A 17,273-nucleotide genomic window follows, 5' to 3' on the forward strand; every position below is an offset into this window, starting at 1 on the left:
TTTTGGTTTTACAACCTATAGTCTTTATAAACCTTTCTGCTCTTGCGAGTGATCTAGTTTATATTACTTGTTTTTATTACATCCTATCCGCCTTGCGGCTTCTTAATGTAATACCATTATGCATCTTACAATACATTTGGATTTGAACAACTCTTGAACGATCCCAAAAATTTGTAGCCTTGCAGCTTCATTTCTGTTTTGGATTGCTCTATCAAACTGTCAAAGTACTTCGTAATTGATATAAGCTAATATAGCATTAAAATAAATTCTTTGCAAGAAAATTCACTTTAATTTATTAACAAGTTATAAACTATAAAACTATTGTTATCCACATAAAATTTACTCTTTATCTTAATCAGACAAAGTAAAAACACAGTATTCATCATTATTGTTAACATTGTACACTTAGTAGTTTATACACATAAAACAGTTTATTTTCTAACTAAATAGAATTGAATTCATCTAGATTTTAACTTTAGGGTTGTTACAATTGTCAATCTACCTAAAAAATTGAGCTGCAATATTGTAGATTTGTATATGCTGAACAGGCCAATTAGAAATATCCAGGATTTTTTATTAAGCACATATTTTGCCGATGGCTTAAGAATTACGTTTGGTGTATTGTGTCCATCATTAATTATGGCGCAATTTGGTATGTTACAGTTTGGCATGACTTTGTCTCTTGGTGCATTATGTATTAGTATTGTAGATTCCCCTGGCCCGATAGTTCATCGGCGAAATGCCATGTTAATCACGACCGTACTCATCGTAATCATTTCTGTATTAGTAGGCATTACCAACAAAAATGTTTACGTAACAGGCTTATTATTGGTAGTTTGTAGTTTTATTTTTTCTATGCTTTTTTTATATGGAGCAAGAGCTGCAGCTATCGGTACCTCGGTGTTACTCATTATGGTGCTTAGTATCGATGATGTTAGGCCATGGAAAGAAGTGATTTGGTACGCCATCTTAATATTGTGTGGAAGCGTGTGGTATACTTTACTTAGCTATTTTATTTATAGGATAAGACCTTACCGATTGGTACAGCAGATATTAAGTGATTCTATTCATGAAGTAAGTAATTTTCTAAGAGCAAAGGCAAAGTTTTATCAAGAAGGCATTGATTACGAGAAAAACTATGCCGCATTGCTCCAATTGCAGGTCGTGGTTCATGAAAAGCAAGATGAGGTTAGAGAAGTTTTATTCAAGACCAGAGAAATAGTCCGTGATTCTACACCTCAGGGACGATTTTTACTTTTGGTTTTTGTGGATATGGTAGATCTGTTTGAGCAAATCATGTCGACTTATTATAATTACCAGAAACTTCATCAGCAATTTGATGAAGTTGGGATTTTGTTCCATTATGAAGAAGTAATTAATAAGATCGCCGACTCCCTTGAAGACATTGCTTTTGCTTTAAAAACTGGGGGTAAACCCAATTTGTCGAGCGGTTTAGCTGAAGATATAGAGAAATTAAAAGAAGAGATCTTAGCCTTAGAAAATAATAAACAACACAACGATTACAATACTCAAGGATTAATTGCGCTAAAAAACATTGAAGTTAATATTGAGAATATATTAGGTAGGGTTAAAACAATTCAGCGCTATTTTAATGAGAAAGAAAAGAAGAATCTTAAAAAGAACGATATAGATGTCAATAAATTTGTAACCAAACAGAGCTTCGATGTTAAGTTATTTCGTGAAAATTTAAGTTTCGGTTCTTCTACCTTCAGGCATTCATTACGCGTTGCAATTGTAATGTTAATTGGCTTCCTGGTAGCCAAGAGTCTAGATTTCGCGCATAGCTATTGGATATTGCTTACCATATTGGTGATTTCGAAGCCCGGATATACGTTAACAAAACAGCGAAATTATCAAAGATTGATTGGAACCATAATTGGTGCCTTTATCGGAATGGGGATTTTGGTGTATGTTAAAGATAAAAATGCGCTATTTGTAATTTTGTTAATATGTATGATCGGCAGTTACAGTTTCCAACGTAAAAATTATGTCGTAAGCGTATTATTTATGACCCCGTATATTTTAGTGTTATTCGACTTTCTAGGTATGGGGGGGCTATCTATTGCCCGAGAGCGGATTTACGACACCTTAATTGGCTCAGGTATCGCACTAATGGCTAGTTATTCTCTATTCCCAAACTGGGAGCATGAGAAATTGAAAGAGGCTATGGTAGACATTATTAAAGCAAATTTGAATTATTTTGAGCAGGTCACGCTTTTATATTACGAACAAAATCAAAGCTTAACAAAGTATAAAGTTGCCCGGAAAGAAGTTTATGTAAATACAGCAAATCTTGCTTCCTTATTTCAGAGGATGTTTTCTGAGCCAAAAAGTAAGCAATTGTATATTAAAGAACTTCATCAATTTACCGTGTTAAATCATTTACTTTCATCATATATTGCAACTTTGTCTTTTTTTTACAGGGAACATGATTTTGTGCATTCCAATTTTGAAGAACTGAAGCCGGTATCTAATAATACCATTTACCTATTATCGCAATCAGCAATAAACCTAAGCATCTCAAAGCAAGAACCGGGCAATGTACCGCTAATCCGGCCTAAAAATAACTTAGAAGATAAAAACATGGTCATTGCAGAGCAATTTGAATTAATTCAAAAAGTTGCTTATGACATTTATAAATTAACTGAGAAGATAACAGTATAAAACAAACATCTTCCCCCCTGTATTTGTTATAATTATATGGAAAAGTTATATACGGCATCTGTAACCGCAATTGGTGGTAGAGATGGTCACATTAAATCAAGTGATGGGATGCTAGATTTAGCATTGAGAAAACCTAAAGAATTAGAGGGTCAAGGGGGTGCTACTAATCCCGAACAACTATTTGCAGCTGCTTGGGGTGCTTGTTATCTTGGTGCTTTAGGCAGTGTTGCCGCACACGATGGAATAGATATCACAGATGCACATGTTAACGTTCAGGTGTCTTTTAATAAAGACGGAAATGGGTTTGCACTTTCAGCAGATCTTGACGTTCACATACCTGGATTAGCACATGATGAGGCACAACAACTAGCAGATAAAGCACATAAAACCTGTCCTTACTCTAAGGCAACTAGAGGCAATATTGAAGTGAGGGTAACTGCAGTCTAAATAATAAAAGGTTGGAAGTTTTAATTTTCCAACCTTTCTTGTTACCTTATATAATAACCTCTTCTTTCAGCGTATTTTCTGGTCTACCATTTTTAAAAGCCTCTCGGGTTTTTAGTCCTAAAAGCTCAAACATGGCCATATCGTCAATAAATGACGGATTTGGTGTCGTTAACAATTTATCGCCAGCAAAAATGGAGCTCGCCCCTGCCATAAAGCAAAAAGCCTGCTCTAAGGTACTCATTTCATTTCTACCAGCGCTTAGGCGGACAACAGAATTTGGCATCACGATTCTTGCAGTAGCAATCATCCTTACCATATCCCAAATGGGAACGCGCGGCTGATTTTCTAAGGGAGTACCTTTAACTGGAACCAATGCATTAACCGGCACTGATTCCGGATGTTTCTCCATATTTGCCAATGTTTGCAACATCGCAATCCTATCTTCAGGCGTTTCACCTAATCCGATAATTCCCCCACTACATACAGTTAATTTTGCTTTGCGAACATTTTTAATGGTACTTAACCGATCATCATAAGTCCGGGTAGAAATTATTCGTTTATAGTCATCCTCAGAAGTATCTATGTTGTGGTTATAAGCATATAAACCAGCATCAGCAAGACGCTGAGCCTGACTTTCTGTGAGCATGCCCAGGGTACAGCAAACCTCCATATCCATCTGGTTAACAGCTTTAACCATTTCAATTACCCGATCAAAATCCCGGTTATCTCTTACTTCCCGCCAGGCGGCGCCCATACACAGGCGCGATGCCCCTCCCTCTTTAGCTTTTACTGCAGCACTTACTACCTGCCCTAATTGCATTAATGGCTGCACCTCTAAATCAGTATGGTACCGGGCTGCTTGCGGACAATAAGAACAATCTTCTGCACAACCTCCAGTTTTAATAGATATTAATGAACTAATTTGCACTTCATTGTAGTCTTTTTGCGCACGATGAATGCTTGCTGCTTCATATACCAGGTCTAAAAATGGTTTATGGTAAATTGCCGCTATTTCTTCTTTTGTCCAATCGTGTTTTAATACTTGCATATTTTAAGTTATACGTTATAAATTCTAATTATAGCAGTAATTTACTTGCTAATCCTAATAAAAGTAAAAATCCGAAAACATCGGTAAATGTGGTGATAATAATGGAAGAAGCAATTGCAGGATCGATCCCTACCCTTTTTAAAATTAATGGAATTCCTGCACCCGTAAAACCTGCAACAATTAAGTTTCCCGTCATCGCCATAAAGATAACCAAGCCTAACATTGGATTGGAATCAAAAAAGTAGGCGAAAGCAAAAACAATTAAACCTGTTATTGCACCATTAATTAATCCTACCGTAAATTCTTTTAAAACAGTTCTGTAAGCTTGATTGTCCGTTAAGTCATATAATGAAATACGTCTCACGGTTACCGCAAGCGCCTGCGTAGCGGCATTTCCTCCCATTCCCGCAATAATGGTCATATAAGCCGATAATACGGCCAAATGCGCTAAGGTGCTTTCATAATGCCTTACAACAGCCGATGCTAAAAAAGCTGTGCCGAGATTGATAATTAACCAGGGTAAACGCGATTTTACTGCCTCAACCCAATTACCGCTTAATTCTTCATCTTCCGAAACCCCCGAAATCTTTAAAATATCTTCTGTGTTTTCATCCTCTAATACGTCTATTACGTCATCGAAGGTCACGCGACCTAATAGTTTCATTGTTGCGTCAACAACCGGAATACTGGTTAAGTTATATTGCGAAATTAGCTTTGCCACTTCTTCCTGATCGGTTTCAGGCTTTACATACACCACATCAGATTTTACCATTTCGGTAATTTTCACATTGCCTTTCGCTTTGATAATATCTTTTAAAGATACTATACCCTTAAATGTGTTTTCCTCATCAACTACAAAAACGGTATAAAACTCTTCAATTTCTTCGCTCTGGCGGATGATTTCGTCAATTGCGTCCTTTTTAGTGAGGTTAAGATTAATTTTGATGAACTCAGTGTTCATCAAACCTCCAGCTGTTTCCTCATCATAGCTCATCAAATTCCTAATATTTGATGCGTCGTCTTCGCTCAAATCCTCTAGAATTTCTTGCTGCTCGTGTTCTTCTAATTGTGAAATAATGTCGGTAGCATCATCATAATCGAGCTCCTCTAAAATTTCTGTTCGTTTATTGGGATGTAACTGAAGTAACAACTCTTCCGGATGAGCCTCTTCATGCATTTCAGAAATTACTTCCGAAGCAATCTCTACATCTAGTAGATTAATGATTCTTTCTTGATCATCTTTGCTAATGCTTTCAAACAAAATAGCGATTTCAGACGCGTGATATTCCTCTAGCGTCGCTTTAAGTTGATCGTTGTCACCACTTATCGCTTGCTTTAATTTGGAAACATCTGTTTTGTCTAAATCAAATGACTGCATACGCCGCTAAGATAGAAATAACAACCTACTTAAACCACCCCTTTCTCCAAAAATATATTACTTGTAACGCCGCAATCAAGCCCATCACAATCATGGTATATAAATAGCCATGCTCTTGATAAAGTTCGGGCATATTCTGTGACAACACTTTACCTGTAACCGGATCTTCTCTACTAAAATTCATTCCGTAGATTCCGGCAATAAAGGTGAGTGGGATAAAAATAGAGGAAATAATAGTCAATACCTTCATGATTTCATTCATACGGTTGCTGATAATTGAAAGATACATATCGATATTGCTTGCAGAAATCTCTTTTAGCGATTCAATCATGTCAATGATTTGAATGCAATGGTCATACGCATCACGGATATAAACTTTTGTCGATTCGGCTACTAACTTACTATCACTTCTTAAGATGTCATTTACCTTATCCCGTTCGGGCCAAGCAACACGACGTAATGTTATAAGATGACGTTTAATTTGCTGTGTATCGAACATCACAGATTTATCCGGTTTTGCCAGTAAACGGTCTTCAATATTATCAAGTTGTTCGCTCCAAAAGCCTAATACTGCAAAATATTGATCTATTACCATATCCATCAAGGCATACATTAAATAGCTGTTTCCACCTATCCTGATATTTCCTTTTCCAATTTCTAAACGTGTACGAATGGGTTGTAAGCAATCCTCATATTTATCCTGAAAAGTAAATAGGATATTTTTCATTAAAATAAACGATAATTGCTCATTCTCTAGATGATGATCTGCATCAAGAAATAACATCCTGCTGATGGCAAAATCATACCCCTGATATTCTTCAAACTTAGGGCGCTGATTGGTAGTAGTAATATCCTCAAGTACCAGCTTGTTAATTTTATACACGTCATTCAAAGTTTCAAATAAACGAACCGAATTGAAACCCTTTATTTCTACCCAATAAGTGAAATCTGAACTCAATATTAACTTCTCTAATTCTCCTAAATGTGAGAGCTTCTGTACTTTATAGCTATGCTCATTATAGGTATACAAAGAAATTCTGGGTTCAAGTGAATTTTCATCCAAATAAACCATACCCGGACTTGAACCAGGACTTGGCAAAGCATAACGAGGTTTTTTATGTTTTTGACGAGCTGGTTTAGCCATATTTAAATGTAGAGTTTAGTTTGTGGTCCTTGATTAAATAACAAATCGACAATACTTAAGTTTGGAATAAAGGTATTACGATCGCTAAACACCTGGAAATAACTTTTCATATCAATCTCATGAATATCTTTTTTGTTAAATTTATTTCTAAAATCTAAACCAGGTGGAACGTCTTTTTCATATCCAGCTGTGAAGTCGGTTATTTGATTTATTTTCATTTGCTTCAATAACCAATTTGACAATGCTAGATTAAAGTCGAATAAAAAGGTATATTTCTTTTCATAAAATGGAACTAGTCCGTCCTCATAAAATTCGAAATATGCTGAGCTGCGATAACAAGTTTGAAGGCTCAACCAATGTAAACGCTGCCATTTGGAATCGTAGCTTATTTTCACGTCTTTTATTGGGGTATGAGCCTTTGAACCCCTTACTACGGGTAAAATCAAATCCAGCTTACCATCTGGCGAGGCTATTGTAGCTCTATTTCTAAAAGTCTGCTTTGGGAAATGTTCGTACTTTTCGATCGTAAATTCGAAATGTTGCTCTTTTAGTGCACTAAAATAACTCACAGGGGGAAGATAAAAAAGGGGAAAAATAGCTGAACTTTGCATCTGATATTTTATGTTTGCATTCTGGCGTCCAAATTAATGATTAAAAAAGGCTTTTCACATATCGGCATCTTCTTTTTATATGTTTTGTCGTTGTTTCCATTAACAATTCTCCATTTTTTTGCGCGATTATTATATTATCCACTATACTATCTCATTGGCTACCGGAAAAAGGTAGTTCGTGAAAATCTAGAAATGTCATTTCCGGAAAAGAATAATAAACAAATTATACAAATAGAAAAAACCTTTTATAAGTACTTTGTCGACTTAATTTTTGAAGTCATTAAGATGTCTACCATCTCCCGGAAAGAATTGTTAAAGCGTGTTAAGTTTAATAATCTGGATCAAGTAGAAAGTTATTTTAGTAAGGGCGAAAGTGTTTTAGCTTGTACTGGCCATTATGGTAACTGGGAATTATGCATGCTTGCATTAGGTGCGAACTTAAGCGAGCCAGCCTACGTAATTTATAAACCACTTAGTAATCATATTTTTGAGAAATGGTTTCTTCAAATTAGAACTCGATTTGGAAACATTTTTGTAGCTATGCGCCAAACCTTAAGAATGGTGATCGCTACAAAAGACACGCCTACGATGTTTTGCTTTGCAAGTGATCAAACCCCTACCCGGGAAGAGGCACAGTACGCATTGCATTTTTTGAACCAGCATACAGCTGTTTTATTAGGTTTGGAGAAAATCGCACTTCAAACTAATCGCCCCATATTTTATTTTGACGTGGTGAGCGTAAAAAGGGGATATTACGAAGTGAATTGTTTACCCTTATGTTTAGCGCCAAAGGAGACTAAGGATCATGAAATAACCCACCTTCTTTTTGAGTTTTTAGCCAAGAGAATTAATACATCCCCAGCTTTTTGGCTTTGGAGTCACCGAAGATGGAAATTAAACAAATAGTATGCAACCAAGCGTAGCGGTAGTAATTTTAAATTGGAACGGAAAAGCTTTATTGGAGCGTTTTTTACCGAGTGTAATCGCAAGTGAATATACAAATTTGCAGATTATTGTGGGTGATAACGCTTCCACGGATGGTTCAGTTGACTACTTAAAAGAGAATTTTCCAACTATAACGATATTGGAAAACGACGAAAATTATGGGTTTGCAGGTGGATACAATAAAATATTAGCTAGGGTTGAAGCTGATTATTTCGTTTTACTTAACTCTGATGTAGAAGTTCCAACAAAATGGATACAGCCCATGATTGATTTCATGGAAGGTGATGAAAAGATCGCTGTTGCACAGCCGAAAATTAAGTGGCAGCAGCAAAAAAAACAGTTTGAATACGCAGGCGCTGCAGGTGGTTTTATGGATTTGCATGCATTTCCATTTTGTAGAGGAAGGATCTTTGATCAAGTGGAAGCTGATAATGGTCAGTATGACACGAGTATTGATGTATTTTGGGCGAGCGGCGCGGCTTTTTTTATTAAAAGTAAAGCTTGGAAAGAAGTGAATGGCTTAGACGCAGATTTATTTGCCCACATGGAAGAGATTGACTTATGCTGGCGCCTTAAAAACCTCGGCTATCGCGTCGCATGCTGTACTGATGCGGAGGTGTACCATGTGGGTGGAGGAACGTTAAGTGCTAACAATCCTTATAAAACCTATCTTAATTTTCGGAATAATCTCATTATTATGCAGAAAAACTTGCCCCTGAAAGATGCCTATGCACGCATTTTTATTAGAATATGGCTCGATTTAGCTGCTTGGTTTCAATTTTTATTACAGGGAAAACTGAAGTTTACTTTAGCAATTTCAAAGGCGCATTTTCATTTTTTTAGGGACATTCATCGAAATGCGAAAAAAAGAGGTCTTATTCAAATTCCCTATTTGAAGCACACAGGAGTTTATCGAAGCAGTATTGTATACAGCTTTTTTATTGATAAAATAAAGGAGTTTAGTCAGTTAAAAATGTAACTATATCGCCGCAAGTTCGTCTTTAATTGTTTTTTCAATCCAGAAAACTGTATTGGATGCTAAACCTGTTGTATGAAATTTAACTAATCCATCTTTTCCTACAATAACATGTGTCGGATAACTTTTTACATCATGTTTCTCGGTGTAAAATCTCCCACTTGGTATAATATTATATAAAAAAGGAGACTTCTTAGTAAATTCTTTCAAGTCGTATTTTTCGTCTAACGCAATAGCAAGGAATATCACGTCCTTATTATCCTTGTATTGGGTAAAAACATTATTCAAATCAGGTATTTCCGCTTTACAAGGGGGGCAATTGATAAACCAAAAATTGAGTACAATGACCTTCCCCACGGCGTTTCTAATATCATATTTATTGCCATTAATGTCGGTCAGTTTATAACCCGTGAACTTTTCGCCATCCTTAAACGAGCCACTTAGTCGAGGCCTTGGTAGCTTAGCGTTCATTTCAGCTCTTCTTTCATTAACTTTTATCTTTTGTTCTGGAGTTAACAGATAAATTAAAAATTCTGATTTATCTTTAATATACCGGATTGAATAATCGCCTGATTTATGCAAAGCCATCCATAAGACATAAGGGACAACGTTACCTTCCGTATCTTTAACAATAGCTTTGTCGTTTAAAGGAGGAATAGAAACCGTTTGCTGGGCGTTGCTATTCAGTGCAAAAAGTAAAGTCAGTATCAATAAATATCTTTTCATAGTCCTATTTTAAAAAGCTTTCAATTGCTAACCGGTAGCCGTCTAATCCGAAACCCGTAAGCACTCCCCTACAGTTTTTTCCTGTCAGAGATACGTGACGATATTCTTCCCGGGCATAAATGTTTGAAATGTGAACCTCTATTACCGGGGTGTTAATTGCTGCAATTGCATCGGCTATTGCTACTGAAGTATGCGTGTAACCTCCTGCATTGATGATAATTCCATCGAAAGAAAAGCCTACTTCATGCAATTTATTGATCAATTCGCCCTCTACATTACTTTGGTAATATTCGATTTCCAGGATACTATATAATTCCCGAAGTTTGTCTATATAACTATCAAACCCTTCGGCTCCATAAATCGAAGGTTCTCTAATTCCCAAAAGGTTTAAATTTGGACCGTTAATAATTTGTATCTTCATGCCTTAAGAATTGTAATGTTGAAAGGTTACAGTACAATGTTATAAAAAAAAAAGAACAAAAATGAATGGAATGGCTTACCTCAATGGCTTTCGTGCATATTTAAAACTCGAGCGTTCGCTTGCTGAGCACTCAATAGAAGCCTATTTAAATGACGTGGGTAAGCTCATCCAATATTTTGAGGCAATTAATCAACCATTCAATGTCCATACTTTAGAATTAAAAGATTTACGCGGTTTTATTTCCTGGTTAAATAGCCTCGGCATGCAGGCCTCATCGCAAGCGAGAATTTTATCGGGAATTAAGGCGTTCTTTAACTATCTGGTAATAGAAGAAATTATTGCTGAAGATCCAACATCCTTAATTGAAGCACCTAAGTTGAATAGGAAGTTACCCGATACGTTAAACATTAACGAAATAAATTCCTTACTGGAAGCTATCGACGCATCAAGAAGTGACGGAATGAGAAGTAAAGCAATTATTGAGGTTTTATACGGATGTGGATTAAGAGTCAGCGAATTATCTGAAATGAAAATCTCCAATATATTCTCGGAAAGTGAATTCATTAAAATTATTGGAAAGGGAAATAAGGAAAGACTGGTACCAATAAGTGGCTCAGCATTAAAATTCTTATCACTCTATCTGAACGAAGTGCGACTTCATTTATCAATAAAAAAGGGGCATGAAGATTACGTTTTTTTAAATAGGTTTGGCAGCCGGTTGTCGAGGATTTCCATTTTTACCCTCATAAAGAGTTTAGCTACAAAGGTGGGTATCCATAAAACAATTAGTCCGCATACCTTTAGACACTCTTTTGCAACCCATTTAATTGAAGGTGGTGCCGATTTAAGGGCGGTTCAAGAAATGCTGGGTCATGCTAGTATAACTACTACAGAAATTTACACGCATTTGGATCGAGATTACCTAAAAAGTGTCATCACGCAATATCATCCCAGATCGTAACGTAAAAAGATTGCAGCCTAATTGGGCAATTGAGCGCATATCATTCTATCTTTCCCTTGCATGTCTTTTCTTAAGATAATGTTAATAAAGCCTTTAGTCAATAACATATTAATTGTTTCTTTTCCTAAGTGTTCATTAATTTCAAAGAATAAAAACCCCTCATTCAATAAGTTTGTTAACGCTAGATCGGCAATTGCTTCGTAAAAAATCAAAGGCTGCTCATTGCTTACAAACAATGCTAAATGAGGCTCGTTAGCCAAAACATTTTCATGCATCTCGTCCTTTTCTCTTTGGGTAATGTAAGGCGGATTACTAATGATAATATTGTATTTTGAATGATTTAAATCTGTGGGTATTTCAAGAATATCTGTCTCGATAAATGTTAGCTCAACCTTATTTATGATAGCGTTTTTCTGAGCTAAACGTAAGGCTTCGCTTGATATATCTAAAGCAGTAACTGCAGCATTGGCTAAGTTCTTTTTTAATGAAATAGCGATGCAACCGCTCCCAGTGCCAATATCCAAAATATTAAAGGACTGCCTTAAGCTAGGTAACCGAGAACTGTTAACGCGCTCTATAACCCATTCTACTAATTCTTCAGTTTCGGGTCGCGGGATAAGTACAAATTCATTAACCTTAAAAATTAATCTATAAAATACGGTTTCACCAATGATGTACTGGATTGGCTTGCCTGTTTCAAGCTGATCCAGTATTTGTTTCAGCTCTTTTAATTCAGGTGGAGTTAATTCTTTATCGCTATTTAGGAAAAAAGCGGCGCGATTGAGTTTTGTAATGTGCTCTAATGCCAATAAGAACAGGGATTTTGCTTCATCATTTCCATAAAGCTGCCTTAAATCATTCTCAAACAGTAGCGCTAATTCCTTAATTTTCATCACGCACAAAAGTACTTATAAAGCTACAAGGTTTTACCATGATATAATGTATTTTTGCAAACGATGAATGATGAAATATATATGCAGAGATGTTTGGAACTTGCCAAACTGGGCATGGGAAAAGTAAGCCCAAATCCAATGGTCGGCTGTGTTATAGTTCACGAAAACCAAATTATTGGAGAAGGATATCATCAAAAATATGGGGAGGCGCACGCAGAAGTGAATGCGGTAAACGAAGTATTGTTAAAATTTGGTGATGAAGCAAATAACCTGTTGAAAAATGCTACCGCCTATGTAAACCTCGAACCCTGTGCCCATTTCGGTAAAACTCCCCCCTGTGCTGATTTATTGGTTAGGCATCGTTTAAAAAAAGTAGTTATCGGTAACACAGATCCCTTTGCAGGCGTAAGTGGTAAGGGAATTGCAAAACTTAAGGATGCGGGGATTGAGGTTGCTTTAGGAGTACTTGCCGACAAATGTACCTGGCTTAACAGGCGTTTTTTTACCAGAATACAACATCAGCGCCCCTTTATAATCTTAAAATGGGCGCAAACTGCAAACGGGTATTTCGCCCCTCTTGATGGTAGTCGGCGGTGGATTACCGGTGCCGCTGCAAAACAGTTAACACATCTTTGGCGTAGCGAAGAGGATGCTATTCTGGTCGGAAAAAAAACCGCTTTAATCGATAATCCCCAGTTAACCAACAGAAGTATAGCGGGTAAAAATCCCATTAGAATCATTATTGATAGGGGATTATCCATTCCGTTGACCTATAACGTCTACAACGAGGAGGCTAAAACCATCATTTTTAATGAGCTTAAAACTGAAGTAAAAGCTAATATCCACTTTGTACAGATGGAAGATATGGAATTTTATCTAGCACAGAAAGTTGCTTTTCAGCTTTACCTGATGGACATCCAATCGGTGATTATAGAAGGCGGAACCCATATTTTAAACCAATTTATTACAGGAAATTTATGGGATGAAGCTAGAATTTTTACATCTTCTACTACTTGGGAAGATGGTATACATTCTCCTGTAATTAAAGGAGATATTATTGAAAACATAAAAGTTGGAGATGATCAATTAACTGTTTTATCTAGGAAAAAACTATGATTTATTTAGTGTTAAGTATCATTTGTAGTGTAACAGTTGGTGTGTTGTTGAAGCTGGCTAAGCGCTACCAAATAAGTATCGTGCAGGCTATAACCTGGAATTATTTATTTGCCATCTGTTTAAGTGCGCTTTTCTTCAGGCCAGCAATGCAAGATTTAACAATCAAAACCATAAGTCCTATCCATATTACACTTGGATTGCTGTTGCCGTCAATCTTTCTATTTTTAGCATTGTCTGTGCAAAAAACTGGTTTAGCACGAACAGATATTGCACAACGCCTATCACTATTTATCTCGCTCAGTGCCGCTTATTTTATTTTTAAGGAAGAGTATACATTACTTAAGTATTGGGGAATTGCAATAGGTTTCCTTGCGATCATTTTTACCCTATATCGAAAATCAGACGTGCAGGTAAACTATACAAATTGGCTTTATCCATTATTGGTCTTTATTGGTTTCGGCATTATTGATGTTTGTTTCAAACTAATTAGCCAACAAAATCCTGTTCCTTATACAACTTCGCTATTTATGGTGTTTTGCATGGCCTTTGTAATCTCACTGATTTATATCATCTACTTGGCAATTACTAAAAAAACGCCGTTACAACTTGTTAATTTTGTCTGCGGTTGTGTGCTAGGTCTTTTTAACTTCGGCAATATCCTCTTTTATATGAAAGCTCATCGTGCCATGTCTAACGAGCCTTCGACGGTTTTTGCGGCAATGAATTTAGGCGTAATTATAAGCGGAAGCATAGTTGGCATATTTTTGTTTAAAGAGAAGCTGAGTAAACTAAATTATTTAGGTTTGGCCTTGGCACTACTGGCCATAATTTTAATCACTTTAGCACAGTTAAATGTTGTTCGATGACACCTATCAAACCTTAAGAAATATTTCTGAAGGTGTATTTCGTGACAAAGGAAGTAAATTTATAGGATATGCCTATCCAATAAACGATGATAAATTGGTGAAGTCAATTTTAATTGATTTGAAAGCGGAACATTCTAAAGCAAGGCATTTTTGCTGGGCTTTGCGCTTAGGTACAGATCGGACTAATTTTCGGATCAATGATGATGGTGAACCTTCTGGCACTGCCGGGCGCCCGATTTTAAATACTTTGTTGGCGGCCGGTATAACGAATGTTTTAATAGTAGTTGTACGATATTTTGGCGGCACCTTGTTAGGCGTTCCAGGTTTAATTAATGCCTATAAAAATGCTAGTATAGAGGCAATTAAGGCAAATGAAATTATAGTCAAAACGGTAAACGACATTTATGAGATCCAATTCGGTTATCTTTTGATGAATGAGGTGATGAGGATAGTTAAAGACGAGCAACTGATTATCGTGAAACAAGAATTCGACACCAATTGCTTGATGCACGTCGAAGTGCGAAAAGGGAATTTAAATATAGTTTTAGGAAAGTTCGATAAATTAGATCATGTTGAGGTTAAATACCTATATACTTCCTAGCCCGCCGACTTACGAAGTCGACTTATTTAGGTCGACTTCGTAAGTCGGCTCTTAAGGAAATAAATTTAATATATTTGTTAAACTAATGTCTGTCTTATGCAAAAACTTTCAGAATCCGATTTAATCATTAACCCCGATGGTAGTATTTACCATTTAAACTTATTACCGGAAGATATTGCAGATACGGTTATCACTGTGGGTGATTTAGATCGTGTAGGTGAAATTAGTAAACATTTTGATTCAATTGAGCTTAAAAAAGGCAAGCGTGAATTTATTACTCATACGGGGTATTTAGGGAAGAAACGAATTACAGTTTTATCTACAGGGATAGGTACCGATAACATCGATATTGTTTTAAATGAATTGGATGCTTTAGTTAATATCGATTTTCAGTCGAGGGAAATCAAGAAAGAGCTTAAATCTCTGACAATTATTCGGATTGGTACTTCCGGGGCAATCCAAGCTGATTTACCAATGGGGACAATTTTGGCAGCTACACATGGGGTGGGTTTTGATGCCTTGATGCAATATTATTACCATCAAGTATCGGGCGACGAACACAGTCTATTAGATGGAATTAAAGCCCATTTTTCACACATCAAGGGTATTCATCCTTACATAACAGGTGCAGATCAACTGCTACTAGAAACTATTGGCAAGGAGATGGCCCAGGGAATAACCGCCACTGCCCCTGGTTTTTATGCGCCTCAGGGGCGACAGGTGCGTGCGAAAAATGCTGTACCAGACTTTATCGGACAGCTAAACAGCTTTAGTCAGGACAAACATAGAATTACCAATCTAGAAATGGAAACAGCAGGTATTTACGCTCTAGCTAAAACACTAGGACATAAAGCTTTATCGGTAAATGCTATCTTAGCTAGCAGGGTAAAGTTTGAGTTTAGTAAAGAGCCAAACAAAATAGTTGAAAAAGCTATTAAAATGGTTTTGGAGCGATTATAGAAGCTAAAGCGAAGGAATTTCTTCCACCAACATCTCGTTTCCGGCCATATCAAGATAACTTACCGTCATTTTCTTCAGGTCTATTATCCACTTTTCTACTCCCGCTCCTGCAGCTTGCCTACAGAAAGTCTGAAAGTCTGTTTGTCCCAGTTGATGAATTTTTAATGCTTCTTTTAAGTCTTCAACCGACGATTGTTCTTCTATTAATAAGGTCTCGTACGCAGGAGCACTTTCTACCGTATGTTCGTCTTTCCCAAAATAGATAGACATTCCATTTATCACATACACGTCATTCCGCTCAACGCCCATGGCCTTAATTTCATGTATAAACCGTGGAAAGTCAGTTCCTGTTTTAACCTTTTGCTCGGCTTGTTGTATAGCTTCTATCGTAAACATCCTCATTTAAAATTAATTTGCTATTACTTTATAAATAGTAGTTTGGGTATAAACTTCGTCAGGTCTCAATATGGTGCTCGGGAAATGAGGAATGTTGATGCCGTTTGGATGATGTTGGGTTTCAACGCAGAAAGCATCGAATGGACCGTAATCCCGTCCGCCTTTACCCCCTTTTACCGATAAATATTTACTTGTATAAAGGTGGGCTACCGGCTCTGTGGTATATACCAATAGCGATAAACCGCTACCTGTTTCGGTAGTTTTACTAGCTAATGTTAAAGTACCATATTCCTTATCTAACACATAAGTTTGGTCGTAGCCTTCAATTTCGTTCCAGTTACTTCCTATTGTCCTGGCCTTCGTAAAATCATGTATGGTGCCTGCTACTGGAATGAGTTCCCCCGTAACCGTCCACTCTTCATCTTGAGCTAAATAGTGGCTAGCGTTCATTTCATGGATATGCGCTGTAATTTTTTCACCATTTGCAGCCAAATTAAAATAGCTATGATGGGTTAAATTAATGGGTGTTGCTTCATCAGTATCTGCCTGATAGGCTAAAATCAGCTCATCGTTATCAGTAAACTCAAAAGAAAGCTGGATAGCTAAATCGCCAGGAAACCCCTCTTCTCCATCAAAACTATAATATTGAAAAGTTACTTTCGCATTTGGGGAGTCAAACGTTTCTAGGATGTCCCACACTTTCCTGTCAAAGCCCTTATTGCCCCCATGCAAACAACATGAGCCAGCATTTTGCGGAAGTTGATAACCGATACCATCCACTGTTAGTTGGCCACCTTTAATACGGTTGGCATAACGACCAATGATAGCACCAAAATATGGATAATTAGCTAAATAGTCTTCAGAGATATAGTCTTCAAATTGATCGAAGCCCAAAACAATATCTTGTTCCTCACCTTTTGAGTTTTTCACCACAAATTTATTGATGATTGTGCCATAATTAAATATTTTAACATAGCTTCCTTTTTTGTTACTTAACTCAACTGCTATAACTTCTTTTTCTTCGATAAAAATCCCTGTGGGTATCTGCTTTAATTTCATAAAATTGTATCTTAGGCCGTCAACGAAAATACAATATACT

At 36.6% G+C, this 17,273-nt stretch carries 18 protein-coding genes; 9 read left to right on the plus strand and 9 right to left on the minus strand.

What is annotated here, in order from left to right; all coding sequences use genetic code 11:
• The first annotated feature begins 510 nt into the window (after positions 1-510).
• Together BM207_RS18625 and BM207_RS18630 are read left to right on the plus strand one after the other, a co-directional pair.
• A complete protein-coding gene (locus BM207_RS18625) occupies positions 511-2,685 on the plus strand; it encodes an FUSC family protein (protein WP_245768169.1) in 2,175 nt (724 codons plus the stop codon).
• A gap of 36 nt (positions 2,686-2,721) precedes the next feature.
• Positions 2,722-3,132, plus strand: a complete 411-nt coding sequence (locus tag BM207_RS18630; protein WP_090998130.1) for an organic hydroperoxide resistance protein — start codon at positions 2,722-2,724, stop codon at positions 3,130-3,132.
• 46 nt (positions 3,133-3,178) lie between these two features.
• On the opposite strand, the gene bioB is transcribed toward BM207_RS18630, so the two are convergent.
• From bioB to BM207_RS18650, 4 genes are read right to left on the minus strand one after another with little or no spacing between them, the layout of a single operon-like run.
• Positions 3,179-4,180: a biotin synthase BioB gene (gene bioB / locus BM207_RS18635; protein WP_090998133.1), complete on the minus strand. Its 1,002-nt coding sequence runs from the start codon at positions 4,178-4,180 to the stop codon at positions 3,179-3,181.
• A 28-nt stretch (positions 4,181-4,208) separates the two neighbouring features.
• Positions 4,209-5,558 (minus strand): magnesium transporter, encoded by a 1,350-nt coding sequence (mgtE, locus tag BM207_RS18640; RefSeq protein ID WP_090998135.1) that lies wholly within the window; start codon positions 5,556-5,558, stop codon positions 4,209-4,211.
• A 25-nt stretch (positions 5,559-5,583) separates the two neighbouring features.
• The gene (gene corA / locus BM207_RS18645; protein WP_090998138.1) at positions 5,584-6,702 is read right to left on the minus strand and encodes a magnesium/cobalt transporter CorA; all 1,119 of its coding nucleotides are present in this window, start codon (positions 6,700-6,702) and stop codon (positions 5,584-5,586) included.
• Between the two features lie 2 nt (positions 6,703-6,704).
• Positions 6,705-7,271 (minus strand): WbqC family protein, encoded by a 567-nt coding sequence (locus BM207_RS18650; RefSeq protein WP_317040319.1) that lies wholly within the window; start codon positions 7,269-7,271, stop codon positions 6,705-6,707.
• A gap of 78 nt (positions 7,272-7,349) precedes the next feature.
• Here BM207_RS18650 and BM207_RS18655 point away from each other — a divergent pair, with 78 nt between their 5' ends.
• Both BM207_RS18655 and BM207_RS18660 read left to right on the plus strand, forming a co-directional pair.
• Positions 7,350-8,219 carry a lysophospholipid acyltransferase family protein gene (locus BM207_RS18655; protein WP_090998143.1) on the plus strand — a complete coding sequence of 290 codons (870 nt, stop codon included), beginning with the start codon at positions 7,350-7,352 and terminating at the stop codon, positions 8,217-8,219.
• A gap of 1 nt (position 8,220) precedes the next feature.
• The gene (locus BM207_RS18660) at positions 8,221-9,237 is read left to right on the plus strand and encodes a glycosyltransferase family 2 protein (RefSeq protein ID WP_090998146.1); all 1,017 of its coding nucleotides are present in this window, start codon (positions 8,221-8,223) and stop codon (positions 9,235-9,237) included.
• On the opposite strand, the gene BM207_RS19055 is transcribed toward BM207_RS18660, so the two are convergent.
• Both BM207_RS19055 and aroQ read right to left on the minus strand, forming a co-directional pair.
• On the minus strand, positions 9,238-9,960 hold the full coding sequence (locus tag BM207_RS19055) for a TlpA family protein disulfide reductase (RefSeq protein ID WP_143095999.1): 723 nt from the start codon (positions 9,958-9,960) through the stop codon (positions 9,238-9,240). It lies immediately after the preceding gene.
• A 4-nt stretch (positions 9,961-9,964) separates the two neighbouring features.
• Entirely contained in the window at positions 9,965-10,381 is a 417-nt protein-coding gene (aroQ, locus tag BM207_RS18670) for a type II 3-dehydroquinate dehydratase (RefSeq protein WP_090998149.1), read from the minus strand.
• A gap of 61 nt (positions 10,382-10,442) precedes the next feature.
• Here aroQ and xerD point away from each other — a divergent pair, with 61 nt between their 5' ends.
• Positions 10,443-11,342 (plus strand): site-specific tyrosine recombinase XerD, encoded by a 900-nt coding sequence (gene xerD / locus BM207_RS18675; protein ID WP_090998153.1) that lies wholly within the window; start codon positions 10,443-10,445, stop codon positions 11,340-11,342.
• A gap of 17 nt (positions 11,343-11,359) precedes the next feature.
• Here the strand turns inward: xerD and prmC are convergent, their stop codons facing one another.
• The gene (prmC, locus tag BM207_RS18680) at positions 11,360-12,235 is read right to left on the minus strand and encodes a peptide chain release factor N(5)-glutamine methyltransferase (RefSeq protein WP_090998157.1); all 876 of its coding nucleotides are present in this window, start codon (positions 12,233-12,235) and stop codon (positions 11,360-11,362) included.
• Between the two features lie 63 nt (positions 12,236-12,298).
• Between prmC and ribD the strand changes: the two genes are divergently transcribed.
• The 4 genes from ribD to BM207_RS18700 all read left to right on the plus strand — a co-directional run bounded on the left by ribD (position 12,299) and on the right by BM207_RS18700 (position 15,778).
• Positions 12,299-13,351 carry a bifunctional diaminohydroxyphosphoribosylaminopyrimidine deaminase/5-amino-6-(5-phosphoribosylamino)uracil reductase RibD gene (ribD, locus tag BM207_RS18685; RefSeq protein ID WP_090998161.1) on the plus strand — a complete coding sequence of 351 codons (1,053 nt, stop codon included), beginning with the start codon at positions 12,299-12,301 and terminating at the stop codon, positions 13,349-13,351.
• Positions 13,348-14,217 (plus strand): EamA family transporter, encoded by an 870-nt coding sequence (locus tag BM207_RS18690; protein ID WP_090998166.1) that lies wholly within the window; start codon positions 13,348-13,350, stop codon positions 14,215-14,217. Before ribD ends, BM207_RS18690 begins: the two co-directional genes overlap by 4 nt.
• Entirely contained in the window at positions 14,204-14,818 is a 615-nt protein-coding gene (locus BM207_RS18695; protein WP_090998169.1) for an IMPACT family protein, read from the plus strand. Before BM207_RS18690 ends, BM207_RS18695 begins: the two co-directional genes overlap by 14 nt.
• A gap of 96 nt (positions 14,819-14,914) precedes the next feature.
• Entirely contained in the window at positions 14,915-15,778 is an 864-nt protein-coding gene (locus BM207_RS18700) for a nucleoside phosphorylase (RefSeq protein WP_090998172.1), read from the plus strand.
• A 3-nt stretch (positions 15,779-15,781) separates the two neighbouring features.
• Here BM207_RS18700 and BM207_RS18705 read toward each other — a convergent pair whose 3' ends face one another.
• Entirely contained in the window at positions 15,782-16,174 is a 393-nt protein-coding gene (locus BM207_RS18705) for a DUF1398 domain-containing protein (protein WP_090998229.1), read from the minus strand.
• A gap of 12 nt (positions 16,175-16,186) precedes the next feature.
• On the minus strand, positions 16,187-17,233 hold the full coding sequence (locus tag BM207_RS18710; protein WP_090998175.1) for an aldose epimerase family protein: 1,047 nt from the start codon (positions 17,231-17,233) through the stop codon (positions 16,187-16,189).
• Positions 17,234-17,273 lie beyond the last annotated feature (40 nt).

Origin of the sequence: Pedobacter insulae (assembly GCF_900113525.1) — a bacterium.
GTDB classification, from domain to species: Bacteria; Bacteroidota; Bacteroidia; order Sphingobacteriales; family Sphingobacteriaceae; genus Pedobacter; species Pedobacter insulae.